Genomic DNA, 23840 nt, shown 5'->3' with positions numbered 1-23840 from the left:
GTTCGGTGTCGCCGCAACAACGTTCGCAGACCGGCCGGCCTCGGCTGTGGGAACAGCACTGCTGCCTGCCGCTGCTGCCGACCGCGGATCTCACCGAGCTGACCCGATACCCGTCGGGGTCGTATCTATCGGTGAATATCGGATATTCGCCGCAATCCACCCGGGAGTCGCTGGAGCTGGTCACCCAGTTCCGGCGGGATGCCTTGACCGACGGGCGGTTCCGGCTGGTGCACAGCATCGAGGACGCCTGGCCGGAGGTGCCCACCGTGGAGACCGAATCCACGCTGGCGCTGGCCTTCGATCTGGAGGACTCCGCACCGCTCGAGGGTGACCTCGACAATGTCGAGCTGTTCTACGAATTGGGGCTGCGCTCGCTGCTGCCCAGCTACAACTACGCCAATGCGGCCGGGTGCGGCTGCCTGGACGCCAATGACACCGGGCTCACCGGGTACGGGCGGGACCTGATCCGCAAGCTCAACGAGGTCGGGGTGTTCGCCGACGGATCGCACTGCTCGGCGCGGACCGGACTCGACATCGCCGAGACCACGACCGTGCCGATGATCTACAGTCACTCGAATTTCGCGGCGCTGTGGGCGCATCCGCGCAATATCACCGACGAGCAGGCCAAGGCGTGCGCGGCCACCGGCGGCGTGATCGGCATCAACGGCGTCGGAATCTTCCTGGGCCACAACGAGCCGGCGTCCCGGGCCGAACGGGTCGCCGCCATGGCCGACCACATCGTCTACGGCGTGGAACTGCTCGGGATCGAGCACATCGGCATCTCGTCCGACTTCTCCTTCGACGGCGACGAATTCAACGAGGTCATGTTCGCCAGCCCGGAGACGTTCTCCGAGGACTACACCCGCTACGGTCCGCTGCAGTGGACGCCGCCGGAGGATCTGCTCGGCGAGTCGGATGTGCCGGGTCTGGACGAGGTGCTGGCGGCGCGCGGCTTCATCGAATCAGACCGGTCAGCCGTGTTCGGCGGCAATTTCGCCCGCGCGGCCCGCCAGGTGTGGCGCGATTAACGTGTTCCGCGTCTCACCCGAGCGGGGGATGGCTGAGTGAGCAACCGGTAACAGGTCTAGTCTCGAAGCCGTGACTTCCCACTACGATGTCGTCGTTCTCGGCGCTGGTCCCGGCGGTTACGTCGCCGCGATTCGTGCCGCTCAACTCGGCCTGCGAACAGCGATCGTCGAGCAGAAATACTGGGGTGGCGTGTGCCTGAACGTGGGCTGCATTCCGTCCAAGGCGCTGCTTCGGAACGCGGAGCTGGCCCATATCTTCACCAAGGAAGCGAAGACCTTCGGTATCTCGGGTAACGCGACCTTCGACTTCGGCGCGGCGTTCGATCGCAGCCGCAAGGTCGCGGACGGCCGGGTCAAGGGCGTCCACTTCCTGATGAAGAAGAACAAGATCGACGAGTTCGACGGGAAGGGCACGTTCACCGGTCCGAAGTCGCTGTCGGTCGCGCTCACCAAGGGCGGCACCGAGGACATCACGTTCGACAACGTGATCATCGCGGCCGGCACCGAGACCAAGCTGCTGCCGGGCACCTCGCTGTCCGCCAACGTGGTCACCTACGAGGAGCAGATCCTCACCCGCGACCTGCCGGGCTCCATCCTCATCGTGGGTGCGGGCGCCATCGGCATGGAGTTCGGCTACGTCCTCAAGAACTACGGCGTGGACGTGCGCATCGTCGAATTCCTCGACCGCGCACTGCCGAACGAGGACGCCGACGTCTCCAAGGAGATCACCAAGGCGTACAAGAAGCTCGGCATCACCATCACCACCGGTGCGGCCGTGCAGTCCATCGACGACGACGGCTCCAAGGTCACCGTCGCCATCAAGGACAACAAGTCCGGTGCGATCGAGACCGTCACCGTCGACAAGGTGCTGCAGGCCGTCGGCTTCGCGCCGCGCGTGCAGGGCTACGGCCTCGAGGCCACCGGCGTGCAGCTCACCGACCGCGGCGCCATCGCGATCGACGACTACATGCGTACCAACGTCCCCGGTATCTACGCCATCGGTGACGTCACCGCCAAGCTGCAGCTCGCGCACGTCGCCGAGGCGCAGGGCGTCGTCGCCGCCGAGACCATCGCCGGCGCCGAGACCCAGGCTCTCGGCGACTACCGCATGATGCCGCGCGCCACCTTCTGCCAGCCGCAGGTCGCCTCCTTCGGCCTCACCGAGCAGCAGGCCCGCGACGAGGGCTACGACGTCAAGGTCGCCACCTTCCCGTTCACCGCCAACGGCAAGGCCCACGGCCTCGGCGACGCCCAGGGCTTCGTCAAGCTGATCTCCGACGCCAAGTACGGAGAACTGCTGGGCGGCCACATGATCGGCCCGGACGTCTCCGAGCTGCTGCCGGAGCTGACCCTCGCCCAGAAGTGGGACCTGACGGTCAACGAGGTCGCGCGCAACGTCCACACCCACCCGACCCTGTCGGAAGCCATCCAGGAAGCGATCCACGGCCTCGCCGGTCACATGATCAATTTCTAACTCGCAGAGGCTCTCAGGGGCTTCGTCCCCGAACCCCCTCGAGATTTCGGGGGCAGGCCCCCGGACCCCCGAAACGGCCCGGTGCCAGCGGAAGACGCTGGCACCGGGCCGTTTTCATTGCTTCGAGCGGTCAGTCTCCCAGGTGCAGGCGGCGGTGGAGGGCGTAGACGCGGTCGGTCAGTTCCGGGAAAGGGCCGGAGACCGGGATGCTCGGGGCCACTTCCCGGATGGAGAGGGGGCGGACCGGGCCCGTCGGGACGCCGAACTCGTTGAGCCACTCCAGGAGTTGGGTGGTGGAGGCGGCGTAGACGATGCGGCCGAGGCCGTTCCAGGCGTGGGCCGCCGAGCACATGGGGCAGTGTTCGCCGGAGGTGTAGACGGTGGCGGTGGCGCGCTCTTCGGGGGTCAGGTTTTCGCCTGCCCAGCGGGCCAGGTCGAATTCGGGGTGGCGGGTCTGGTCGCCGCCGGAGACTCGGTTGCGGTCTTCCGCCAGTACTTTCCCGTTCGCGTCGACCAGTAGCGATCCGAACGGCTCGTCGCCCGCGTTCAGCGCCTCCTCGGCCAGTTCCACGCAGCGCTCCAGGTAGTGCAGATCGTCGTCGGCGGACATGCGGCTCCTTGCGCTCGCGGCTTATTGGCGGTGGTAGGCCGTCTGGGCGGCGGTGATGGCGGAGATATTGGATTCGAGAATGTCGATGAGGCCGACGAGTTGGTCGGCGACCTTCGCGCCGAGGTCGGTGAGGGTGTACTCGACGACCGGCGGGATGGATTGCTGGACTTCGCGATTGACCATGCCGTCGCGTTCCAGGGTCTGCAGGGTCTGGGAGAGCATGCGCTCGGAGATGCCGTCCACGCGGCGGCGCAGGGCGGAGAAGCGGTAGGGGCCCTCGCGCAGGGCGGCCAGGGCGAGGACGCCCCAGCGGCTGGCCACGTCCTGGAGGACGGGGCGCGAGGCGCAATTGCGGGCGAAGACGTCGGCCTCCAGCGTGGGGTCGACCGCATATGCCTGGTCGGGGGGCTGGGAGGTCATGAGATTCAGGTTACCTGTCATTCGGGTAGCGGTTTGGGAATGGGATGTGCTTACTATTAGTTAGTACATGTCGAGAGTTCAGTTCATTCCCTGAAACCGTGGAGGAAGTCATGACCGTCGCAGTCACCGGAGCAAGTGGTCAGCTGGGTCGTCTCGTCGTCGAGGCGCTGTTGAAGGACGGATCGCAGCCGGTGGTGGCCGTGGTCCGCGATCCCGCCAAGGTGGCCGACCTGGCCGAGCGTGGGGTCGAGGTGCGGGTCGCGGGCTTCGACGATCCGGCCGCGCTGGAGCAGGCGTTCCAGGGTGTCGACCGGGTGCTGCTGGTCTCCGGCAACGAGTTCGGCAAGCGGGTCGCCCAGCACACCAACGTGCTGCGCGCGGCCGAGGCGGCGGGCGTGAAACTGCTGGCCTACACCAGCATTCCGAAGGCCGACGCGAACCCGCTGATCCTGGCCCAGGAGCATATCGGCACCGAGGCGGTGCTGGCCGAGGCGAAGATCCCGACCGTGCTGCTGCGCAACAGCTGGTACTGGGAGAACTACAACGGCGGCCTGGCGCACGCGGTCGAGTCCGGCACGCTCTACGGCGCGGCCCGCGACGGCAAGGTATCCGGTGCGGCGCGGGCCGATTACGCCGAGGCCGCGGCCCGCGTGCTCACCACCGACGGCCACGAGGGCAAGGTCTACGAACTCGGCGGCGACGAGACCCTCACCTATGCCGAACTGGCGCAGGTGCTTTCGGAGGTCTCCGGCAAGCCGGTGCGCTACCAGGATCTGCCGCAGGCCGATTACGCCGCCGCGCTCGAGGGTGCGGGCCTGGACGCGGGCTACGCCGCGGTGCTGGCCGACGCCGACGCCGGTATCGCCGAGGGCATCCTGACCGTCGACTCCGGCGACCTGCAGCGCCTGCTGGGCCGCCCGTCGACCCCCGTGGCCGAGGTGTTCCGGGCGGCCCTGGCCTGAGCGCCGTCCACCTCGTCACCGTCTACCTCGTCATTCCAGCGTGCTTTTGGCTGGAATCCACCCTCTTGACGTGGATCCCGGCTAAAAACGTGCCGGGATGACGGGGCCGGCACCAGCGGGATGACGGGCGGGGCTGGGCGCTCAGTACCAGTTGTGGGCCTGCCAGAAATCCCAGGCGGCGTTCGGACTGCCGTAGCGGGCGACCATGTAGCGGTAGGCCCAGCGCAATTGGGTGAGCGGGTTGAACATCCAGTCGGGGCCCTCGCTGAACATCTTGTGCGCGGGCAGCGCCTGGGCCAGGCCGTAGGCGCCCGAGGTCGGGTTGATGGCGAAGACCTGCCAGTTGCTCTCGTGGGTGATGATCTGGTCGAACGAGGCCCACTGGTCGTCGGGGACGATGAAGCGGGACACGGTCTGCAGCGCCGGTTTCGAATACCGCTGAGCGGTGCCGACCAGTTGCAGCAGGCCGGCGGGATCCACCGGCAATGCGGCGGGGATCTCGAGTGCGTCGGCGATCGGGTTCGCGACCTCGGTGCGCGCATCGGCGCTTCCGGTCGCGACGGTCAGCGGGGTGAGGGCGGCCACGAGCAGTCCCAGGAGCGCGGCTCGTAGCGGTGGCTTCTTGGAGTCTCGAAAAGCGGGCAACGCCTGGTCCTTCCGTGTGGTCCCCCGTAACACCAGCGGTCACAGCAAGCACGAAAAATCAGGCCAATCTGTTTTCAGACGAACTGACGCTACGCCCTTTCAGTTCGCGATCAGGGGCGACACGCTGGATGGCGACACGCTGGAAAAATGCCTGATAGGACCGAATTGCCGGGATCAGCGCGCCCGGCCGAGCAGCAATTCGCGCTCGGTCTCATTGGCCGTCAGCTCGGCCGCCCGCTCGAAGGCCGTGCGCGCCTCGGCCGCTCGGCCCAGCCGAGCCAGCAGGTCCCCGCGCACCGCGTGCAGCAGGTGGTAGTCCGCCAGCGCGCCCGCCGCGGCGATGGCGTCGACCAGTTCCAGCCCGGCCGCCGGACCGTGGACCATGGCGACCGCGACCGCTCGGTTCAACTCCACCACCGGCGACGGAAACCGTTGTGCCAGAATCGCATACAGTCCGGCGATGCGGCGCCAGTCGGTCTCCTCGGCGGTCGGGGCCATGGCGTGCACCGCCGCGATTGCGGCCTGCAGCGCGTAGCGCCCGGGCTCGCGATCGCGGGTCCGGTTCAGCGTGTGCGCCCGGGCCAGTGCCGCGAAACCGCGATTGATGTAGAGACGATTCCAGCGGGAGCGATCCTGATCGGGCAACAGCACCAGCCCGCTGCCGGAGGCGCTGCGGGCGATGGTGCGCGACGCCTGGAGTTCGAGCAGGGCGGCGAGTCCGTGCGCCTCAGGCTCTCGGGGCAGCAGTGCTGCCAGGATGCGGGCCAATCGCAAGGCGTCCTCGCATAATTCGGCGCGGACCCAGCGCTCACCGGAGGTGGCCGTGTATCCCTCGTTGAAGATCAGGTAGATGACCTCCAGCACCGAATCCAGGCGCGCGGTCAACTCCGAACCCTCGGGCACCTCGTAGGGGACCCGCTTCGCCGCGATAGTGCGCTTGGCCCGCACGATGCGTTGCGCGACGGTCGATTCCGGAACCAGATAGGCCCGCGCGATCTCGGTCGTGGTCAGCCCGCCCACCATGCGCAACGTGAGTGCGGCGCGGGCCGGTGGCGTGAGCACGGGGTGGCAGGCGGTGAAGATCATGCGCAGCAGATCGTCCGTGATGGCGGGTTCCGGCTCACCGGCGATAACCAGCGCCGGATCGTCGTCGGAGCGCTCGGCCGTGAGCACCTCCCTGCCGAGCAACTCCAGCTTGCGCGCGAAGTTCGCATCCCGCCGAATCCGGTCAACGGCACGGTGTTTCGCGGTCAGCATGAGCCACCCGCCGGGATTGGGCGGAACGCCTTCCCGCGGCCACTGCTCCAACGCCGCGACAAGCGCGTCCTGCGCCAACTCCTCAGCGGTCGCGATATCCCCCACCAGCCTGGTCAACCCGGCGACCAACTTCGGCCACTCGATCCGCCACGCCGCCTCCACCGCCCGCCGCGCCCGCACCTGCCCCCGCTCGGCCGATTCCTGCACGTCCGGCCGGGCCAATTCGGATCCGCTCGACGCGGCCGATTCGGGTGTGGGGGCGGTGTTTTCGCGCGTGGGGCGGTCGGCCGACGAGCCCGTGGGCGTCGGATTCTCGGGGGAGGCGTGGCCGGAGTTCACGCGCGGGCTGCCCCGAACGCGTGAACTCCTTGGCCGCGTGGCGGATTCAGTTCTGTCCGCCCTCGACCTTCCGCACCTCGACCTCGATGTCCCACTCCGGGCCGTGGACGCGCAGGAATCGGCTCGCCCATTCCACCGCCTCCTCCGTCGACCGGGTCTGGAGTAGACAGTAGCCGCCGATGATCTCCTTGGACTCGGTGAACGGGCCGTCGAGAACGGTTTGCGCACCGCCGGTCTGCCGGATGCGCACGGTCTCGTCGATGCCGAGGCCCGCGGTGTCGAGCAGCACGCCCGCCTTGGTCATCTCCTCGATGAGGGCGTTCATGTTCTCGAGCAGCTCCTCGCTCGGACCATCCGGGGCCTGGTTGGGGTCCAGGCGAATCAGCACCATGTGTCGCATTTTTCGATCCTCTCTCTAGGCGACCGCGTAGCGGACGTAAACAGCGCCGGAGTCGAAGGATTTCGTCTCCAGCAGGGTCAGCTTGGTCTCGAACTTGGCCGGGAACAGCGGGGTGCCCGCGCCGATCGTGATCGGGTGGATGACCAGGCGGTACTCGTCGATGAGCCCGGCGTCGGCGAACCAGTGCACCAGGGTGGGGCTGCCGTAGATGACCAGCGCGCCGCCGTCTTCCGCCTTCAATTCCGCGATCCGGGCCGCCGCGTCCTTGCCGATGACGCGGGTGTTGTTCCAGCCCGGCTCCTCGAGCGTGGTCGAGAAGACGAGCTTGTCGACCTGGGTGACCCAGGCGGCGTGTTCGAGATCGTGGGCGGTGGCCTCCGGATTGTCCGGGATCGTCGACCAGTGGTCGCGCATGCCCTCGAAGGTCTTGCGGCCGTACACCGTGCTGCCCACATCGGCGCGAATGTGCCGGTCATGGAATTCGGCGAGGTCCGGGCTGTAGCCGTGGGCCGTCCATTCCAAGCCCATCCCGGTGTCGGAGGCCGCGAAACCGTCGAGCGACATGTGTGCGAAAGCGACTACCTTGCGCATCGGATTTCCTTCCGTCGAGTCGTGGACCCTGGGTGGTCCTCACCTACTCCTCGAACGGGGTTGCCGGAAATCGACACACTCGGCGAAAACTTTTTTCAGCGGTTGCCGATCAGACCCACTGGACCAGTTGGACGACGATGCCGTTGGGGTCGAGGGTCTGGAAATAGCGCTCGCCCCACGGCTCGGTCTCGATGGGCGTCACGATCTGGACGCCCTCCTTCCGAACCCGGTCGTATTCGCCATCGATGTCGTCGACGACGAAGACGACCAGCACACCCTCGCCGGCGCTGCCCGCGATGCGCTCCGGCTTGAAGCTGCCGAGGCCGGTGCGCAGGTAGATGACGTCGAATCCGGCGTCCGCGCGGGTGACGTTCACGAAGCCGTCGGCCGACATCTTCTCGGCGAAGCCGAAGTGGTCGATGAGGAACTTCGCGGAGGCGGCCGGGTCGGACACGTTCAGGGAGATGGCGGAAGCGGTGATGTTCAAGGGTCCTCCTGGGTAGTGCCGAATAACTCTGTACTAAGTACGCTATACTTTGTACGTAAATTCCCGACGGGACGCAAAGTGAGGACCGTCACATCGATACGATCGGCGGCGGAGGTGAGCCGAATGGCCGGAAAAGGCGGGGAACGCAGCAGCGCGGGCGACCCGGTGCGCACGCTGGAACTGCTGTGGCGGGTGCCGGGATCCGGAGCGCCGACGCGCGGACCCAAACAGCGCACCACGCTGGACGCCGTCATCGCGGCCGCGCTGGAGATCGCCGACGCCGAGGGGCTGGGCGCGCTCACCATGCGGTCGGTGGCGGCCAAGCTGGGCATCACGCCCATGGCCACCTACACCTATGTGCCCGGCAAATCCGAACTGCTGGACCTCATGCTCGACACCGTCTACCAGCGCATGCCGCGCCACGATCTGAGCGGAATGCCCTGGCGGGAAAGGGTTTCCACGATCGCCGCCGAGAATCGCGAACTACTGGCCGCGCATCCGTGGGTCGCGTACCTGCCGACCACGCGACCGCCGCTGGGTCCGGGCGTGGCCGCGAAATACGACCACGAGCTGCGCGCCTTCGACGGTCTGGGCCTCGACGACCTCGAGATGGACGCCGCGCTCACCTACGTGCTGGGCTTCGTGACCTCGACCGCCCAGCTCGCCATCGACACCGCGCGGGCCGCGGCCGAGAGCGGGCAGTCCGATCAGGACTGGTGGGAGCGCGCCGCCCCCTTGCTCGCCCGGGTCTTCGATGCCGACCGCTACCCCCTGGCGGCCCGGGTCGGCGCGGTTGCCGGGCAGGCGCACGACAGTGCATACAGCGCCGACCACGCCTACGAGTTCGGGCTGTCGCGGGTGCTGGACGGTTTGGCGGTTTTGATCGAAAACCGCAGGCCCTGAGCGTTGTTTGACCGCGCGGACAATTCGCGCGGCACAGACCGATCGGGACGATGGTCTCAATTTCGCCGCGCGGATGCCTCGATCGCGGGCAGAATTCCAGCTATGCCGCGAGCAGCCCCGGCAATCGTTGCCGCCGAAACCTTCACGCGGGCAGCGCAGCCGGTGCTCCCCGTGGGCGACGGCCTGGTGCTGCGCCCGTGGCTGCGCCGCGACGGGCCCGAGGTGTATCTCGCCTTCCAGGATCCGGCCATCCGCCGCTGGCATGTGCGCACCGCCGACACCATCGAGGAAGCGGGCGACTGGGTCGACTCCTGGGCGCGCTCCTGGACCGGCGGCAGCGCCGCGAATTGGGCTGTCGCCGACAGCCGTACCGGCCGCCTGATGGGCCGCGCCTCCCTGCACCACATGGAGCTCTGGCACGGCGAGGCCGAAATCGCCTACTGGGTGGTCCCCGCCGCCCGCGGCCGCGGCATCGCGCCCCGCGCGGTGGACGCCCTGGTGACCTGGGCCTTCGAGGTGGCGGGCTTTCACCGCCTGGAACTGCGCCATTCGGTGCACAACGCCCAATCCTGCCGGGTCGCACACAAATCCGGCTTCGTCCTGGAGGGCATCAACCGCAGCGCGGGCCTGCACGCCGACGGCTGGCACGACATGCACCTGCACGCCCGTCTCGCGCATCCCGCCGAACCCGCCTTCTCCCACCACCTCCCCGATTCCGCGCCGATCCCCGAAATCGCCACCCAGCCGGTCCACCGCCTCCCCCGCTGACCTCATCGCCGAGTGGCACACCACTGAGTGGAATTCGGGCAGATCCCCTCGCCGGTGTGCCACTCGGCGGAGCGGTCAGTGGTCGGTTTGGATGCGGAGGGCGGTGATGGTGCTGGCCAGGCCCTCGTATTGGTTGGTGAGCAGCACGATTTCGATGAGGTGGCGTTCGTCGTAGTGGGCGGCCAGAGCCTGCCAGGTGGCGTCGTCGAGATCGCGGGTGGTGACGAGTTCGTCGACGGCGGAGAGCAGGGCGCGCTCCTGAGCGGTCCAGCCCGCGGCGGCCGGACCCTCCTTGATCCGGTCCAGGATCTCGGCGGTGACGCCCGCGCGCCGGCCCAGCCGAATGTGATGGTCCATCTCGTATTCGCATTGCCGCAGGTGCGCGACACGGATGATGACCAGCTCGGACTCGTACCGGCGCAGCTTGCCGCCGGGCATGAGCCGCCCGGAGAAGTGCAGCCAGCCCCGGAACAGCCCACCGGTCCGGCCCAGCGTGCTGAACAGATGCGCGTCATCCGTGCCCGCCGCGCGCGAGAGCGCTTGCCAGACAACCCAGTTCACCGGCCCCAGCTCGCGCAGGCGACCCGGGGCAATGCGTGGCTTCATCGACACCATGGGACCAGTCAACACCCTGTCCCAGTCACCCGCCAGGCCAGCGCGCGGGAGCGGTTCATTCCCGCACGGCCTGTGCGAGTTTGGTGAGCTCGAGCGCGCGGCGGGCGCGGGTCAGCACGTGGGCGCGCGAGCTGGTCAGGTGGGCCAGCAGGGTGCGCAGGGCGGTGTCGAGATCGCCGGCCAGCAGGAATTCGGCGATGGCGATGTGGTCCTCGGCCATGGCGGCAATGCGTTCGGGCGTGGGCATGTCGAGGGCGCGGACCGGGCGGACGCGGGCCTGCACCGCGGAAAGGGCATCTGCCAGCGCGGAATTCCCGGCCGCCAGCAGCAGGGTCGCGTGGAATTGCTCATCGGCCGTGATCAATGCGGCGCCGGGTTCCGGCGGATGCTCGCGAATCCGCCGCCAGGTCTCGAGTTCGCGCTTGACCGCGGTCATATCGTGCAGCGTGGCCGTGGGCAGCGCCGAGGCCAGCGACGCCGTCGTGGAATCCGCGGACTCGGAGTGGGGAGAATCGGGTCGGGGGCCGGGTGAAACCGGTCTGGCTGCCAGGGTCAGCGGCTCGGGCGGGCTGGACGGGGTGGCCTGTAGCCGCTGAATTCCCCTGGCCTCCAGCACGATTCGGAGTTCGTAGAGGTCGCCGAGCTCATCGACCCGGGGGCGGTACGGGTAGAGCCCGTCGGAATGGCGTTCCAGCAGTCCGTCGGCGTAGAGCCGGGCCAGCGCCTCGCGGACGGGGGTGCGGGAGACGCCGTAGGACTCGGCGAGGCGTTCCTCGCCGAGGCGTTCGGTCGGCACCAGCACCCCGGCCGCGAGATCGCGCTGGAGGGATCGGTAGACCCGCTCGGACAACGGAATACGCCCCCTGCGCGCGTTCACGTGTGTCCGATCAGATCGCCATGGCCAGGCGCACCGCGGATTCCGCGCCCGCGCCGCCCGCCCCCGAGGAGGTGATGCGGCCCGAGCGCAGCACGTAGAACTGCTGCGCGGCCTGCAGGGCGAAACCGATGTGCTGCTCCACCAGCAGCACGCTCAATCCGCCGCGTTCGGTGAGCTCGATGATGGTGCGCTCGATCTCGGCGACCACCGACGGCTGGATGCCCTCGGTCGGCTCGTCGAGGATCAGCAGCTTCGGCTCGGTGATGAGGGCGCGGGCGATGGCCAGCTGCTGGCGCTGGCCGCCGGAGAGCAGTCCGGCCTTGCGGGACAACAGCTCTCGCAGCGCGGGGAACAGGTCCAGCGATTCGGCGATGAGTTCCTTGCCGCGGGCCCGGCCGTCGGCGACCACCTGCAGGTTCTCCATTGTGGACAGCTGTGGAAAACTCTGCTGCCCCTGCGGGACGTAGGCGATGCCGCGCTTGACTCGCCGTGACGGGGACAGCTTGGTGATGTCGTCGCCGTCGAATCGGATCTTTCCGGATTTGGCGGGCAGCAGCCCCACCGCCGCGCGCAGCAGCGAGGTCTTGCCGGCCCCGTTGTGGCCCATGATGGCCGCGACGCCGTTCTCCGGAACCGTCAGGGACACACCGTGAATCACCTCGGTCCGGCCGTAGCCGGTGTGTAGGTCACTGAGCTCCAGCATGCGCGGCCTCCTCTTGTTGGTCGGTGCTCGGCGGTAGTTCGCCCGCCGCGGCAGTGCCGAGGTAGACCTCCTGCACCTTGGGATCGGCCTGCACGGCCTCGACGCTGCCCTCGCTGAGGACCTTGCCGCCGGCCAGCACCGTCACCGAGTTCGCGAACGCGCGCATGAAGTCCATATCGTGCTCGACGACGATGACCACGCGCTCGGACCCGATGCGGCGCAACAGGTTTCCGGTCTCCTCGCGCTCCTCGGCGCTCATGCCCGCGACCGGCTCGTCCAGCAGCAGCACCGAGGCGTTCTGCACCAGCAGCATGCCGATCTCGAGCCACTGCTTCTGCCCGTGCGCGAGCACCCCGGCGGGCTTGTCGCGCAGCGCGGTGAGGCCGGTGATCTCCAGCGCCTCCTCGATGGCGGGCAGCACCGACTTGCGGCTGCGCAGCAGCGTGAAGGCGGAACGCCCCGCGCCGGCGGCGATATCGAGGTTCTGCAACACCGTGAGCTGCTCGAACACGCTCGCGGTCTGGAAGGTGCGGCCCACGCCCAGCCGAGCGATCTGGTGCACCTTGCGGCCGATGAGTTCGGTGCCGCTCTTGCGGGCCGAACCGGTGGCCGGGGTGAGGCCGGTGATGGCGTCGATCAGGGTGGTCTTGCCCGCGCCATTGGGTCCGATGAGGAACCGCAGATCGCCGGACAGGACGGTGAGATCGACGTCGGTGACGGCCTTGAAACCGTCGAAACTGACCGACAGCTTGCTGATTTCGAGATACTCGGCCATCAGGCTTCCACCTTCTCCTCGACCTCGGCGGACTGCTCCTCGACTACCTCGGTGGTCTCGGCCGATTCGACCGGTGCCGCCGGGGCTTCGACGGGAGCCCCCTTGCCGGGCCGCACCCGCTCCAGCAATTGCCTTGCCATGGGCCCGAATCCGGCCAGCCCGGCCGGAATGAACCCGACCACGACGATGAACAGCGCACCCTGGAAATACGTCCACGCCGACGGGAAGTTCTCCGAGAACGTGGTCTGCGCCCAGGCCACGCCGACCGCGCCCAGCACCGGCCCGAGCAGGGTGGTGCGGCCGCCGATGGCGACGCCGATCAGGAACGCGATGGACGGCACCACACCGATATCGGCGGGGGAGATGATGCCGACGATCGGGGTGAACAGCGCCCCCGCGATGCCCGCGAAGAACGCGGCCACCACATAGGCGACGATCTTGATATTGGCCGGGTCGTAGCCCAGGAAGCGCACCCGCTCCTCCTGATCACGCACGGCGACAAGGAGTTCGCCGTACCGGCTGCGCATGAGCTGGCGCGCCACGGCCACCACGATCAGCAGCGTCGCGGCCGCGATGAAGAACAGCATGCGCCGGTTCACCGGATCGTCCAGGCGGAAGCCGAAGAACGATCGGAAGTCGCTCAATCCGGTGAAGCCACCGATGGTCTGCTGCCCGGTGAGCAGGATCGCCAGCGCCGCGGCCAGCGCCTGGCTCAGGATGGCGAAGTACGCGCCCTTGACCCGGCGCTTGAAGACGCCGAAGCCGAGCACGGCCGCGATGGCCGCGGGCAGCACCAGAATGCCCAGGATCGCGACCGGCGCGGAGGCGAAAGGCTGCCAGTAGGAAGGCAATTCGGGGACGCCCGCGATCACCATGAACTCCGGCACATCCTCGTGCGCCTTGGCGGCGTCGGCCATCTGCATGTGCATGGCCATGATGTACGCGCCGATGCCGAAGAACACGCCCTGGCCGAGGGTGAGCATGCCGCCCCGGCCCCAGGCCAGGCCGATGCCGACGGCCACGATGGCGAAGCAGAGGAACTTGGCCAGCAGGCTCAGCCGGAAATCGCTGAGCACGGCCGGCGCGAGGACGAACAGGACGACGGCGGCAATCGCGAAGCCGCCCAAGGCTTTCAGGGAAGAGTTGCCGCTGAGGCGCTGAATGACGGTCATGCCAGACTCCTCGTCCGGACGGTGAACAGACCCTGCGGGCGCGCCTGCAGGAAGATCACGACCACGATGAAGACGATCACCTTGGCGACCGTCGCGGTGGTCGAGTACTCGACGAACGAATTCAGCAGGCCCATGGCGAAGGCCGCGATGACGGTGCCCTTGATCTGCCCGAGGCCGCCGATGACGACCACCAGGAAGGCGTCCACCAGATACGACTGCCCGATGGTGGGGCTGGTGGAGCCGATCAGCGTGAGCGCCACCCCGGCCACGGCCGCCAGGCCGGAGCCGATGAAGAAGGTGCTGATATCGGTGAGACGTGAAGAGACGCCGGAGGTTTCGGCCAGGCTGCGGTTCTGCACCACGGCCCGGATGCGACGGCCCAGCGGCGTTGTCTTGAGCGCGGTGGCCAGCGCGATCACCGCCACCACGGCCAGCACCATGATGAAGATGCGGGTCTTGGGCACCACGGTGCCCGCGATGGTGAGGCCGCCGGTCAGCCAGTCCGGGGCGACCACGTTCTTGGCGGGCGCGCCGAAGATGTCGCGTACCGCCTGCTGCAGCACCAGGCCGACACCGAAGGTGACCAGCAGGGTGTCCAGCGGCCGGTCGTACATCCAGCGGATGAGCCCCATCTCCAGGGCCGCGCCCAGCAGGCCGCCGACCAGGAAGCCGACGAACAGCGACACGATCAGCGCCACGCCCGTCGCCGAGATCAGCTGCTCCACAACATAAGTCGTGTAACAACCGGCCATGATGAATTCGCCGTGCGCCATATTGATGACGCCCATCTGACCGAAGGTGAGCGACAGCCCCAACGCGGCGAGCAGCAGGATCGAGCCCAGACTCAAACCCGTGAACAGCTGTCCGACAGCGACGTCCATGTTCTGTACCTCTTGAGTTCTATTGGTGGAGAACGCCGTACGGCTGGTGCGGCCGCGTCGTGAGAGATCGCGCGGTACCGCACCAGCCGCCCCTCATCGGCGGCCGCCGAGGTTACTTGAGGCCCTTGGCCCAGTCGTAGTTCTTCAGGTACGGGTCCGGAGCGACCGCCTTGCCGGAGTCCCACACGGTGTAGATCAGGCCGTCGGGGTGGATCTCACCGATGCGCGCCGTCTTGGTGATGTGGTGGTTGGAGCCGTCGATGGTGACGGTGCCCTCCGGCGCGTCGAAGCTGACGCCGTCGGCGGACTTCTGAATGTCGGCCACCGCGAACGACTTCGCCTTCTCGACGGTGTTCTTCCACAGGAAGACCGAGGTGTAGGCGGCCTCCATCGGGTCGGAGGTGGGCTTGCCCGCGCCGTAGGCGGCCTTGTAGGCGGAGACGAACGCCTTGTTCTGCGGGGTGTCGACGGTCTGGTAGTAGTTCCAGGCGGTCAGCTGGCCCGCGACGTTCTGCACGCCGACGCCGCCGACCTCTTCCTCGGCGATGGACACCGAGACCACCGGCATGTCAGCGGCTTTCAGGCCCGCGTTGGCGTACTCGCGGAAGAAGGCCACATTGGAGTCGCCGTTGAGGGTGTTGAAGACCGCGCCCGCCTTGGAGCTGCGCACCTTGTTGACGATCGTGGAGAAGTCCGTCGAGCCCAGCGGCGCGTAGTCCTCGCCCTTGATCTCGATGCCGTTGGCCTTGGCGTAGGCCTTGATCTCACGGTTGGCGGTCTGCGGGAAGACGTAGTCCGAGCCCACCAGGTAGAGGGAGGTGATGCCCTTCTGCTTCAGGTAGTCCAGCGCCGGGATGATCTGCTGGTTGGTGGTCGCGCCGGTGTAGAAGATGTTCTTGGAATCTTCCAGGCCCTCGTACTGGACGGGGTAGTACAGCAGCGAGTTCAGCGATTCGAACTTGGGCTTCATGGCCTTGCGCGATGCCGAGGTCCAGCCGCCGAAGACCGCGGCCACGCAGTCCGAGCTGATCAGCTTCTCGGCCTTCTCCGCGAAGGTCTTCGGGTCGGAGGCGCCGTCCTCGAGCACGATCTCGAGCTTCTTGCCCATGACGCCGCCGGCGGCATTGATCTGGTCGACCGCCAGCTTGGTGGCATTGGCCACGGTGACCTCGCTGATGGCCATGGTGCCGGTCAGCGAATGTAGCGAGCCGATCTTGATGGTGTCCTTGGAGGTGTCCACGCAGGACTTGGCATTGGAACCGGACGCGGAATCGCTGTCACGCGAACCACAACCGGCGACCATGACGGCGGACAGCGCCAGTGCGGTGGGGATGGTGATCGCCTTCATCAGGCGGGAAGCCCTGTCCCGGCGGGAAGAGTCGTGCATGGGGGCGGATCCTTCACTTCACGATGTTCGGCGACGCCACATGCGCCGCTTGCGAATACCGCCGCGTATACAACGGTTGTATTCGTGAGACGGAACGGTAAACGGGAAGTGTTGCGCGGGAATGTCTCTCGATGAATGCCCGATTTCTCAGGTTTCCGGGGTGTGAATTTTCGCTCACGGCAACGGGATACGACCGGCGGGTTCTCGGATCGTCGCAGATCAGGGCATGAAAAGCGGCTCGGGCCGGTGCCAGCGGAGGCTGACACCGGCCCGAGCCGCGAGGTGAGATCGGTTAAGGACCGGTGCACTCCCAGGCGTCCTGCGCATCCGAATTCGGCACGGCCGCACCCGCCGCCGCACCGATGGCGCCGCCGATCACCGCGCCGATGATCGCGGTGAACGGGACCACGATGAGGCCCAGGCCCATGGTCGCGATCGCGATGCCGAAGCCGAGGATGCCGCCGGCCAGCGCGCCGAGGGCGCCGACCAGACCCAGGCCGGTCTGGATGCTCCGCGACCGCGGCGAGCTGGGCGAGCAGGAGAAGTACACCGGCTCGAAGACCGGCTGGGCCACCAGCTTGGCGCCGCCGTCCAGGATCGACGGGTTCAGCGCGATCATGTTCACGCCGTCGGTGATGGTCAGCGGCACGGTGGAGGTGACCGCACCGCTCGCGTCCAGCACCTGCACACCCGCGTCGGTGAGCGCGAAGGTGCCGCCGGACAGTGTGGTGGTGACGGTCTTGTTCGCGTCGGAACGGACCGTGTCGTAATGGATTCCGCTCTCGTCCCCGGACAGCTGGGTGATCGAGAGCGCGTCGGGCGCGGTGGGCTCCGGCGCGGCGTGGGAAACGCCCCCCGTGATCGTCATGGCGGCAATGGTGAGTCCGGCCGTGGCGACCAGCTTTCTGATTTTCACATGATCATGTTCGTCCGGGATTACGCCGCCGTTTGCCCATCGAATAGGCCACCGAATCCGTCACCCGATGCGCGGCCGGATGCGGCGCGGCGACGCTGCGCTCCGTAGGGTGAATCCGAATTGTCGGTAGGTGTGAGAGGTTCGACTGTGGATGGGGCGGGGCTCGTTTCGGGGACGGTGTTCGCGGGGTATCGGATCGAACGGCTGCTCGGCCGCGGCGGAATGGGCACCGTCTATCTGGCGGGGCACCCGCGCCTGCCCCGATCGGTCGCGCTGAAACTGCTGAACCGCGACCTCTACGCCGATGACGAGGTGCGCCGGCGTTTCGAACGCGAGGCCGATGTGGCCGCCCGCCTGGACCATCCGAATATCGTCGCCGTGCTGGATCGCGGGGTCGAGGCGGGGCAGCTGTGGATTTCCATGCAGTATGTCGACGGCCCCGACGCGTCGGGTTTCGCGGGTGAGCCGCTGGACCCGCGGCGGGCGGTGCGGATCATCGAACAGACCGCGGACGCACTCGATTACGCGCACGGGCGCGGCGTCCTGCACCGGGATGTGAAGCCCGCCAATATCCTGCTGACCCGCGGTCGCGACGGCGACCGAGTCCTGCTCGGCGACTTCGGCATCGCCCGGCTCCGTGACGATCAGCAGCAGCTGACCCGGACCGGGGAACTGCTGGCCACGCTGGCCTATGCCGCGCCGGAACAGCTTTCGGATCGGCCGGTGGATCATCGCGCCGATCAGTACGCGCTCGGCTGCACGCTGTACGCGCTGCTCACCGGGCACGCGCCGTTCGCGGCGACCAATCCGGGAGCCATGGTGGCGGCGCATCTGACGCAGGCCGTGCCGTCGGCGAGCGCCGCGGTTCCGCGGCTGGGACCGGCGATCGACACGGTGATCGCCCGGGCCATGGCCAAGCGGCCGGAGGACCGGTTCGGCACCTGTTCCGAACTCGCCGCTGCCGCGCACCTCGCCCTCACGGGCGAGCACCACGCCTTCACGGGTGAATCACCGAACGTCCCGGCGGCCACCGTCGTTCGCATTCCGCAGCCCCCGGTCGCGCCGCCCCCGCCGCCGACGCTCTGGAATCCTGCCCTCACTCCGCCCGCGAATCCTGTTCCGGCGCAGGTGTCTTCGCGCTGGCGGACGGCATCGGTGTTACTGCTGGCGCTGGCATTGGTGGCCGTCGCCGGAATCGGTGCGGCCGGGGTCTATTGGAAGTTCCTGCGCCCGGCCGGGCCGCGCGCCATGCCCTGGGGCTACCGCCACTCGCTCGCCGTCGAGTACCCGCGCCTCATACCCGCCGACCCGGCCGGGACCGGCTGGCGCGGCGCCCGCTGCTCGGCGGTCGGCACGGTGGTGGCGATGGCCGGCGATCCGATACCCACCGGGCAGATCATCTGCACCCAGCCGGACGGCGTCACCATCTGGTACACGCGATACGACCGCAGCCAGGACGTGGACAGCTACCTCGACGCGCACACGGTGCGGGTCGACGGCGAGCGGGACATCGCGAACAACTTCGGCTCGATGGTGCTACAGCGGCCGAAGGATCCGGCCGCCCCGTTCACGCTGGCGACCTACGGCTGGACCACGCCGGGGATGCGGGAGTCGCTGGTCGAGATCTCCTGGCCCGGGCACACCTTCGAGGAGGTCCGCGATCAGTGGTGGCAGGACGCCCCGTTCTGACCGCGGTGAATCACTGAATCACATACGGCGAGATGGAACTTCGGTGCTCGCTGATATCGAGGGATTTGCCCAGCGGGGGGAAGGCACGCTGCGGGCAGTTCGAGCGCTCGCAGACGCGGCAGCCCGCGCCGATCGGAGTCGCCTTGGGCTCGTTCAGGTCCAGGCCGTCGGCGTAGACCGTGCGGCCCGCGTGGCGCAGTTCGCAGCCCAGGCCGATGGCGAAGGTCTTGCTGGGCTCGCCGTAGCGGGTGGCGCGGCGTTCGACGGTGCGGGCCACCCACAGGTATTTGCGGCCGTCGGGCATCTGGGCGATCTGGGTCATGATCTTCGCCGGATAGGCGAAGGTCTCGTAGACATTCCACAGCGGGCAGGTGCCGCCGCTGGAGGAGAAGTGGAAACCGGTGGCGGACTGGCGTTTCGACATATTGCCCGCGCGGTCCACGCGCACGAAGGAGAACGGGACGCCGCGCAGTTTCGGGCGCTGCAGCGTCGAGAGCCGGTGGCAGATGGTCTCGTAACTCTGGGTGAAGAACGCCGACAGCCGCTCGATGTCGTAGCGGAAATCCTCGGCCACCTCGTGGAAATGGGCGTACGGCAACACGGTGGCGGCCGCGAAATAGTTGGCCAGGCCCAGTTTCGCCAGGACGATCGATTCGTGACCGGTGAAATTGCCCTCGGCCACCAGCTTTTCGATCAGATCGCCGCATTCCAGATAGGCGAGCTCGGCCGCCAGCTTGAATACCCGCTGACCGCCGGAGAGATGCGGGGCGATTTCCAGGCGGCGCTGTTCGGGATCGAAACGGTGCAGCACGCCGTCGCCCAGGTCGATGCGCTCCACGATCTGCACGCCGTGCGCGTCGGCCAGGCGGCGCGGGATCTCGCGTTTCAGGTCACCGCCGTGGAATCGCATGCGGTGGGTGAGTTCCTCGGCGGCGGTATCCAATTCGTGAATGTAGTTCTGCCGCTGATAGAAGTAGTCGCGCACTTCCTCGTGCGGTTTGGAGATGGCCGCCGAACCGCTGCCGTCGGCGAAACGGTCCTCGGTGGCGGCGGCCAGTTGCGCGGTCGTATTCCGGTAGCGGCGGTGCATGTTCACCATGGCGCGCGCCAGACCCGGATGCGCGGAGACCATTTCGGCGATCTCCTGGGCGTCGGCCTCCACCCCGAGCTCCTGGTCCATCACGACCTCCTGGAGTTCGGCGATGAGCCGGGTGTCGTCCTGGGAGGAGAAGAAGCCGGCGTCGACGCCGAAGACTTCACTGATGCGCAGCAGGACCGGTACGGTGAGCGGGCGCACGTCGTGTTCGATCTGATTCAGATAGCTCGCGGAGATCTCGAGCTTCTTGGCCAGGGAGACCTGGCTCAGCCCGCGTTCGGTTCGCAGCTGGCGGAGCCGCGCGCCGACGAAAGTCTTGGCCATGCGACCGAGTTTATTGCCGTATTAGCATGCTTGCCAACGCCGGAATTAGCATCGCTGCTGAGCTTTGGGTCACATCCTGTCGGTGGGCGGGGTTACCGTTCTGAAGTGCTCTTGTCCGAAGTGGTTGAGGCGTCGCAGGGTGTCCGGGCGACATCGTCCCGGAAGAACAAGATCAATATTTTCGCCGAGCTCCTGAAGCGGGCCGCGCCGGAGGAATTGGCGCAGGTCGTCGCGTGGTTGTCCGGTGACCTTCTGCAGGGCCGGATCGGGACCGGCTGGCGGACGCTGACCGCGCTCGCGGTCGAGTCAGCGGCCACGCCGACCCTGTCCGTGGACGATGTGGACAAATCCTTCGATCAGCTCGGCGAGGTCGCGGGCAGCGGGTCGGCCGCGCGGCGGCAGGAATTGCTGGCGACCCTGTTCGGCGCCGCGACGAAGGACGAACACGACTTCCTGTTGCGGCTGCTGACCGGGGAGATGCGGCAGGGCGCGCTGACCGCGATCGTCGCCGAGGCGGTGGCGGTCGCCTTCGCGGTGCCGATCGCGGCGGTGCGGCGGGCGCACATGCTGTCCGGGCGACTGCCGGTCACGGCCGTCGCGGCGCGGACCGGCGGGGTGGCGGCGCTGGAGGCCTTCCGGCTCGAGGTCGGGCGGCCGATCCAGCCCATGCTGGCCTCGCCCGGCGCGACGCTCGACGAGGCCATGGCCGAATTCGGTGGCGAGGTCAGCGTCGAGCACAAGATGGACGGTGCGCGCATCCAGGTGCACCGGGACGGTGATCGGGTGTGGGTCTTCACCCGGACGCTGCGCGAAATCACCTCGAGCGTGCCCGAATTGGTGGATCTGGTGCGGAAATTGGACTGCACCAGCGTGGTCCTCGACGGAGAAACCCTGGCGCTGAACGACTCCGGACGTCCCCGCCCATTCCAGGAGACCATGAGCCGTTTCGGTGCGGCCGGCGCCCAGGAACTGCTGTTGCACCCGTACTTCTTCGACTGCCTGCACCGCGACGGCGTCGACCTGCTCGACGCACCCCTGCGCGAGCGCCGCGCGGCCCTCACCGAAGTGGCCGGTGGCCTGAGCATTCCCGCCCTCATCACCCCCGACCCCGAGGCGGCCGCCGAATACTTCGACGGCGCTCTGGCCGCGGGCCACGAGGGCATCATGATCAAATCCCTCGACGCCCCCTACGCCGCGGGCCGCCGCGGCCGCGCCTGGCAGAAGATCAAACCCACCCACACCCTCGACCTCATCGTCCTGGGCGCGGAATGGGGCTACGGCCGCCGCACCGGCTACCTGTCCAACCTCCACCTCGGCGCCCGCGACCCGGAGGGCGGCGACCCGATCATGGTCGGCAAAACCTTCAAGGGCCTCACCGACGCCCTATTGCAGTGGCAGACCGCCGAATTCCCGCGTCACGAACGCGAACGCGACGCCAACACCGTCTACCTCTTCCCCGAACTGGTAGTCGAGATCGCCCTCGACGGCGTCCAGACCAGCCCCCGCTATTCCGGCGGCGTAGCCCTCCGCTTCGCCCGCGTGGTCCGCTACCGCCCCGACAAGGAACCCGCCGACGCCGACACCATCGACACCATCCGCGCCCTACTACCCGGCACGAAATAGATCCCCGAAGTCGATCGCTCTCACAGCGGATTCACAGCTGGAATAAGGGACGCTCCGAGCTTTTCGCCCCATGATTCAAAGGTCGATGGCCGATCGGACGGTTGTCAGGTGACGAGAGCTCGGGAACTGCCACCGCATCTCCCACGCGGATCCCCCGGGTGATCGTGCCGTCCGGTCGCAATCGACGGTGGATTGCGCATGGTCCACCAGTGTGGCCGGTGGTGCCCCGCCCCCTCGCCGGGCACCGCCGGCCGCGGTCAATTCCGGGCCGGGCGGTCAGGATTCGTAGTCGTGGGTGCCCGTCAGATTGGGCAGTCTGCGCCGCCCCGCGGCCAGCTCACCCGCCAGATCCTCGTAGGCGATGGCCAATTCGGTGAGCCGCTGGGCGGCATCCTGCATGGCGTCGTCGGGCGACATGGCCAGGGTCAGATAGGCCAGGGCGGAGAACTGGGCCAGCCGATCCACCACGGTCCCGACGGTCTCGGTGTGCAGGTGCGCGTCGCGGGCCGCCTTGGGCAGCTCGGCCGCCACCCAACTGTCGATATCGTGCACCAGCCGCGCCCGGTCGTGGTCGATCCGGTCGATGCCGCCCACTCTGGTGAGTCGTCGTTCGTGCAGGTCCGCGAGTAACCCGGCGCAGCGCAGCACCGGATGATCGTCGGGAGGCAGGCCGCGGCAGGCCTGCAGCAGCAGGTGTTTCGGAGGGAGCGGATGCACGGCCGACATACTGCCCCTCGAATATCTCCGAATGGCAACGACATTCGCGGACGACATTCGGTGCCACATTGGCTTCCAGGGGTTGCATCCGGTGCCGTGACGTGCCGAGATGGTGGAGTGATCCTCACCGTTACCCTGAATCCCGCCTACGACATGACGTACCGGGTCGAGCATTTCGAGCGGGGTCGGGCCCAGCGGGTGCGCTCGGTGGATCAACGGCTCGGCGGGCGCGGCATCAATGTCACCCGGGTGCTGAACCAGCTCGGCAAGTACGCCCGCGCCACCGGATTCGCCGACCACTCCTTCGCGGCCGCCGCCGAACTCGAGATGCCGGTGGACTTCGTGCACGCGCTGCCCTGGGTGCGGCGCACGGTGGTGGTCAGCGAATCCGACGATGGCACCGCCACAGCGCTGTGGGAACCCGGGCCCCGGGTCACCGAACCGCATGCCGTGGACCAGCTGCGGGTCCGGGTCGGGGGACTGCTGTCGGACGTGAGCGGCCTGGTCATCGCCGGTTCGCTGCCCGGCGGGGTGAGCCAGGGCCTGCCGGCCGAACTGGCGCGCACCGCCATCGCCGCGGGCGTGCCCACCATCTGCGATTTCGACGGTCAGGCGCTGGAATTGGCGGCCCGCGTGCCGGGCGTGGTGCTCACCCCCAATACCGATGAGCTGGAACGGCTCACCGGCCGCCCGGCGGGCACGATTCCGGAGATCCTGGCCGCGGTCGAACCGCTGCTCGCCGACGGCCTCGGCGCGGTGGTGGTGACCCGCGGCGGTGCGGGGATGGTCGCGGTCACCCCGTCCCGCGCCTGGACGGCCGCCCTGCCGAAACCGCTGGCGGGCAATCCCACCGGTGCGGGGGACGCCGCCGTGGCGGCCCTGATCGCCGGATTCGCCACCGAGCCCACGCCGGACTGGCCCACGCTGTTGGCCGACGCCGTCGCCACTTCCGCTGCGGCCGTGGTCATTCCGGTCGCCGGGGAGATCGATCGGGTGCTGCGGGACCGGCTGCTGCCCACGGTGCAGGTCAGTGAGCTGGAGTCGGTGGCCGTCCGGCCTTAGGTCCTCGTCATCCCGGCATGTTTTTGGCCGGGATCCACCCCAGGCCGCTGTGGATTCCGGCCAAAAGCACGCCGGAATGACGGGGAACGGCGGCGTGGTGGGCGGGGTTAGGGGGTCGT

The 23840-nt window shown here is 68.0% G+C and carries 25 protein-coding genes; 8 read left to right on the top strand and 17 right to left on the bottom strand.

Annotated elements, in window-relative coordinates; all coding sequences use genetic code 11:
- Positions 1 to 5: 5 nt before the first annotated feature.
- The gene (locus ON43_RS32810) at positions 6 to 1028 is read left to right on the top strand and encodes a dipeptidase (protein WP_174416512.1); all 1023 of its coding nucleotides are present in this window, start codon (positions 6 to 8) and stop codon (positions 1026 to 1028) included.
- 70 nt (positions 1029 to 1098) lie between these two features.
- Complete coding sequence (gene lpdA / locus ON43_RS32805) at positions 1099 to 2502, top strand: dihydrolipoyl dehydrogenase (protein ID WP_040813716.1); 1404 nt, start codon at positions 1099 to 1101, stop codon at positions 2500 to 2502.
- Between the two features lie 130 nt (positions 2503 to 2632).
- Here lpdA and ON43_RS32800 read toward each other — a convergent pair whose 3' ends face one another.
- Positions 2633 to 3112, bottom strand: coding sequence for a nucleoside deaminase (locus ON43_RS32800; protein WP_040813715.1), 480 nt, complete (start codon positions 3110 to 3112; stop codon positions 2633 to 2635).
- A 21-nt stretch (positions 3113 to 3133) separates the two neighbouring features.
- The gene (locus ON43_RS32795; RefSeq protein ID WP_040813714.1) at positions 3134 to 3532 is read right to left on the bottom strand and encodes a winged helix-turn-helix transcriptional regulator; all 399 of its coding nucleotides are present in this window, start codon (positions 3530 to 3532) and stop codon (positions 3134 to 3136) included.
- Positions 3533 to 3642: 110 nt separating this feature from the next.
- Here ON43_RS32795 and ON43_RS32790 point away from each other — a divergent pair, with 110 nt between their 5' ends.
- The gene (locus ON43_RS32790; RefSeq protein WP_040813784.1) at positions 3643 to 4494 is read left to right on the top strand and encodes an SDR family oxidoreductase; all 852 of its coding nucleotides are present in this window, start codon (positions 3643 to 3645) and stop codon (positions 4492 to 4494) included.
- Positions 4495 to 4635: 141 nt separating this feature from the next.
- Here ON43_RS32790 and ON43_RS32785 read toward each other — a convergent pair whose 3' ends face one another.
- From ON43_RS32785 to ON43_RS32765, 5 genes are all read right to left on the bottom strand, one after another.
- Positions 4636 to 5139, bottom strand: coding sequence for an aggregation-promoting factor C-terminal-like domain-containing protein (locus tag ON43_RS32785; protein WP_245568846.1), 504 nt, complete (start codon positions 5137 to 5139; stop codon positions 4636 to 4638).
- Positions 5140 to 5313: 174 nt separating this feature from the next.
- Positions 5314 to 6576 (bottom strand): RNA polymerase sigma factor, encoded by a 1263-nt coding sequence (locus tag ON43_RS32780; protein WP_040813780.1) that lies wholly within the window; start codon positions 6574 to 6576, stop codon positions 5314 to 5316.
- A 205-nt stretch (positions 6577 to 6781) separates the two neighbouring features.
- The gene (locus ON43_RS32775) at positions 6782 to 7135 is read right to left on the bottom strand and encodes a YciI family protein (RefSeq protein WP_040813713.1); all 354 of its coding nucleotides are present in this window, start codon (positions 7133 to 7135) and stop codon (positions 6782 to 6784) included.
- A gap of 15 nt (positions 7136 to 7150) precedes the next feature.
- A complete protein-coding gene (locus ON43_RS32770; protein WP_040813712.1) occupies positions 7151 to 7726 on the bottom strand; it encodes a dihydrofolate reductase family protein in 576 nt (191 codons plus the stop codon).
- Between the two features lie 109 nt (positions 7727 to 7835).
- The gene (locus tag ON43_RS32765) at positions 7836 to 8213 is read right to left on the bottom strand and encodes a VOC family protein (RefSeq protein WP_040813711.1); all 378 of its coding nucleotides are present in this window, start codon (positions 8211 to 8213) and stop codon (positions 7836 to 7838) included.
- Between the two features lie 123 nt (positions 8214 to 8336).
- Between ON43_RS32765 and ON43_RS32760 the strand changes: the two genes are divergently transcribed.
- The gene (locus tag ON43_RS32760; RefSeq protein ID WP_040813710.1) at positions 8337 to 9116 is read left to right on the top strand and encodes a TetR/AcrR family transcriptional regulator; all 780 of its coding nucleotides are present in this window, start codon (positions 8337 to 8339) and stop codon (positions 9114 to 9116) included.
- A gap of 102 nt (positions 9117 to 9218) precedes the next feature.
- Positions 9219 to 9884 carry a GNAT family N-acetyltransferase gene (locus ON43_RS32755; RefSeq protein ID WP_063712674.1) on the top strand — a complete coding sequence of 222 codons (666 nt, stop codon included), beginning with the start codon at positions 9219 to 9221 and terminating at the stop codon, positions 9882 to 9884.
- Between the two features lie 75 nt (positions 9885 to 9959).
- Here ON43_RS32755 and ON43_RS32750 read toward each other — a convergent pair whose 3' ends face one another.
- The 8 genes from ON43_RS32750 to ON43_RS32715 all read right to left on the bottom strand — a co-directional run bounded on the left by ON43_RS32750 (position 9960) and on the right by ON43_RS32715 (position 17210).
- Positions 9960 to 10490 carry a carboxymuconolactone decarboxylase family protein gene (locus ON43_RS32750; protein WP_040813776.1) on the bottom strand — a complete coding sequence of 177 codons (531 nt, stop codon included), beginning with the start codon at positions 10488 to 10490 and terminating at the stop codon, positions 9960 to 9962.
- A gap of 64 nt (positions 10491 to 10554) precedes the next feature.
- A complete protein-coding gene (locus ON43_RS32745; protein WP_040813709.1) occupies positions 10555 to 11376 on the bottom strand; it encodes a GntR family transcriptional regulator in 822 nt (273 codons plus the stop codon).
- Positions 11377 to 11386: 10 nt separating this feature from the next.
- A complete protein-coding gene (urtE, locus tag ON43_RS32740) occupies positions 11387 to 12079 on the bottom strand; it encodes an urea ABC transporter ATP-binding subunit UrtE (RefSeq protein ID WP_040813708.1) in 693 nt (230 codons plus the stop codon).
- A complete protein-coding gene (gene urtD / locus ON43_RS32735) occupies positions 12063 to 12854 on the bottom strand; it encodes an urea ABC transporter ATP-binding protein UrtD (protein ID WP_157514268.1) in 792 nt (263 codons plus the stop codon). The genes urtE and urtD overlap by 17 nt, the downstream gene beginning before the upstream one ends.
- Positions 12854 to 14026, bottom strand: coding sequence for an urea ABC transporter permease subunit UrtC (gene urtC / locus ON43_RS32730; protein ID WP_051179549.1), 1173 nt, complete (start codon positions 14024 to 14026; stop codon positions 12854 to 12856). The genes urtD and urtC overlap by 1 nt, the downstream gene beginning before the upstream one ends.
- Positions 14023 to 14907 (bottom strand): urea ABC transporter permease subunit UrtB, encoded by an 885-nt coding sequence (gene urtB / locus ON43_RS32725; RefSeq protein WP_040813707.1) that lies wholly within the window; start codon positions 14905 to 14907, stop codon positions 14023 to 14025. The genes urtC and urtB overlap by 4 nt, the downstream gene beginning before the upstream one ends.
- Positions 14908 to 15019: 112 nt before the next feature.
- Positions 15020 to 16255, bottom strand: a complete 1236-nt coding sequence (gene urtA, locus ON43_RS32720) for an urea ABC transporter substrate-binding protein (protein WP_040813706.1) — start codon at positions 16253 to 16255, stop codon at positions 15020 to 15022.
- A gap of 331 nt (positions 16256 to 16586) precedes the next feature.
- Positions 16587 to 17210 (bottom strand): DUF8020 domain-containing protein, encoded by a 624-nt coding sequence (locus ON43_RS32715; RefSeq protein ID WP_040813705.1) that lies wholly within the window; start codon positions 17208 to 17210, stop codon positions 16587 to 16589.
- Between the two features lie 147 nt (positions 17211 to 17357).
- Between ON43_RS32715 and ON43_RS42915 the strand changes: the two genes are divergently transcribed.
- Entirely contained in the window at positions 17358 to 18899 is a 1542-nt protein-coding gene (locus tag ON43_RS42915) for a serine/threonine-protein kinase (protein WP_245568845.1), read from the top strand.
- Positions 18900 to 18909: 10 nt separating this feature from the next.
- Here ON43_RS42915 and ramB read toward each other — a convergent pair whose 3' ends face one another.
- Positions 18910 to 20319, bottom strand: a complete 1410-nt coding sequence (ramB, locus tag ON43_RS32705; protein ID WP_040813704.1) for an acetate metabolism transcriptional regulator RamB — start codon at positions 20317 to 20319, stop codon at positions 18910 to 18912.
- 105 nt (positions 20320 to 20424) lie between these two features.
- Here ramB and ON43_RS32700 point away from each other — a divergent pair, with 105 nt between their 5' ends.
- A complete protein-coding gene (locus ON43_RS32700; RefSeq protein WP_040813702.1) occupies positions 20425 to 21942 on the top strand; it encodes an ATP-dependent DNA ligase in 1518 nt (505 codons plus the stop codon).
- Between the two features lie 276 nt (positions 21943 to 22218).
- On the opposite strand, the gene ON43_RS32695 is transcribed toward ON43_RS32700, so the two are convergent.
- Positions 22219 to 22659 carry a DUF4254 domain-containing protein gene (locus ON43_RS32695; protein WP_083913887.1) on the bottom strand — a complete coding sequence of 147 codons (441 nt, stop codon included), beginning with the start codon at positions 22657 to 22659 and terminating at the stop codon, positions 22219 to 22221.
- A gap of 117 nt (positions 22660 to 22776) precedes the next feature.
- Between ON43_RS32695 and ON43_RS32690 the strand changes: the two genes are divergently transcribed.
- Positions 22777 to 23721, top strand: coding sequence for a hexose kinase (locus tag ON43_RS32690; RefSeq protein WP_040813700.1), 945 nt, complete (start codon positions 22777 to 22779; stop codon positions 23719 to 23721).
- The last annotated feature ends 119 nt before the right edge of the window (positions 23722 to 23840 follow it).

Origin of the sequence: Nocardia concava NBRC 100430 (assembly GCF_000308815.1) — a bacterium.
Taxonomy (GTDB): domain Bacteria; phylum Actinomycetota; class Actinomycetes; order Mycobacteriales; family Mycobacteriaceae; genus Nocardia; species Nocardia concava.
Note: the sequence above shows the minus strand (reverse complement) of the source record. Positions and strands in the feature narration are given on the sequence as shown.

Excerpts from the sequence above, each read along its gene's own strand:
- ON43_RS32790 (WP_040813784.1), top strand. The coding sequence starts at position 3,643 with ATGACCGTCGCAGTCACCGGAGCAAGTGGTCAGCTGGGTCGTCTCGTC.
- ON43_RS32800 (WP_040813715.1), bottom strand. The coding sequence starts at position 3,112 with ATGTCCGCCGACGACGATCTGCACTACCTGGAGCGCTGCGTGGAACTG.
- ON43_RS32760 (WP_040813710.1), top strand. The coding sequence starts at position 8,337 with ATGGCCGGAAAAGGCGGGGAACGCAGCAGCGCGGGCGACCCGGTGCGC.
- urtD (WP_157514268.1), bottom strand. The coding sequence starts at position 12,854 with ATGGCCGAGTATCTCGAAATCAGCAAGCTGTCGGTCAGTTTCGACGGT.
- urtE (WP_040813708.1), bottom strand. The coding sequence starts at position 12,079 with ATGCTGGAGCTCAGTGACCTACACACCGGCTACGGCCGGACCGAGGTG.
- ON43_RS32795 (WP_040813714.1), bottom strand. The coding sequence starts at position 3,532 with ATGACCTCCCAGCCCCCCGACCAGGCATATGCGGTCGACCCCACGCTG.
- ramB (WP_040813704.1), bottom strand. The coding sequence starts at position 20,319 with ATGGCCAAGACTTTCGTCGGCGCGCGGCTCCGCCAGCTGCGAACCGAA.
- ON43_RS32755 (WP_063712674.1), top strand. The coding sequence starts at position 9,219 with ATGCCGCGAGCAGCCCCGGCAATCGTTGCCGCCGAAACCTTCACGCGG.
- ON43_RS32750 (WP_040813776.1), bottom strand. The coding sequence starts at position 10,490 with ATGAAGCCACGCATTGCCCCGGGTCGCCTGCGCGAGCTGGGGCCGGTG.
- ON43_RS32775 (WP_040813713.1), bottom strand. The coding sequence starts at position 7,135 with ATGCGACACATGGTGCTGATTCGCCTGGACCCCAACCAGGCCCCGGAT.
- ON43_RS32770 (WP_040813712.1), bottom strand. The coding sequence starts at position 7,726 with ATGCGCAAGGTAGTCGCTTTCGCACACATGTCGCTCGACGGTTTCGCG.
- urtA (WP_040813706.1), bottom strand. The coding sequence starts at position 16,255 with ATGAAGGCGATCACCATCCCCACCGCACTGGCGCTGTCCGCCGTCATG.
- urtB (WP_040813707.1), bottom strand. The coding sequence starts at position 14,907 with ATGGACGTCGCTGTCGGACAGCTGTTCACGGGTTTGAGTCTGGGCTCG.
- urtC (WP_051179549.1), bottom strand. The coding sequence starts at position 14,026 with ATGACCGTCATTCAGCGCCTCAGCGGCAACTCTTCCCTGAAAGCCTTG.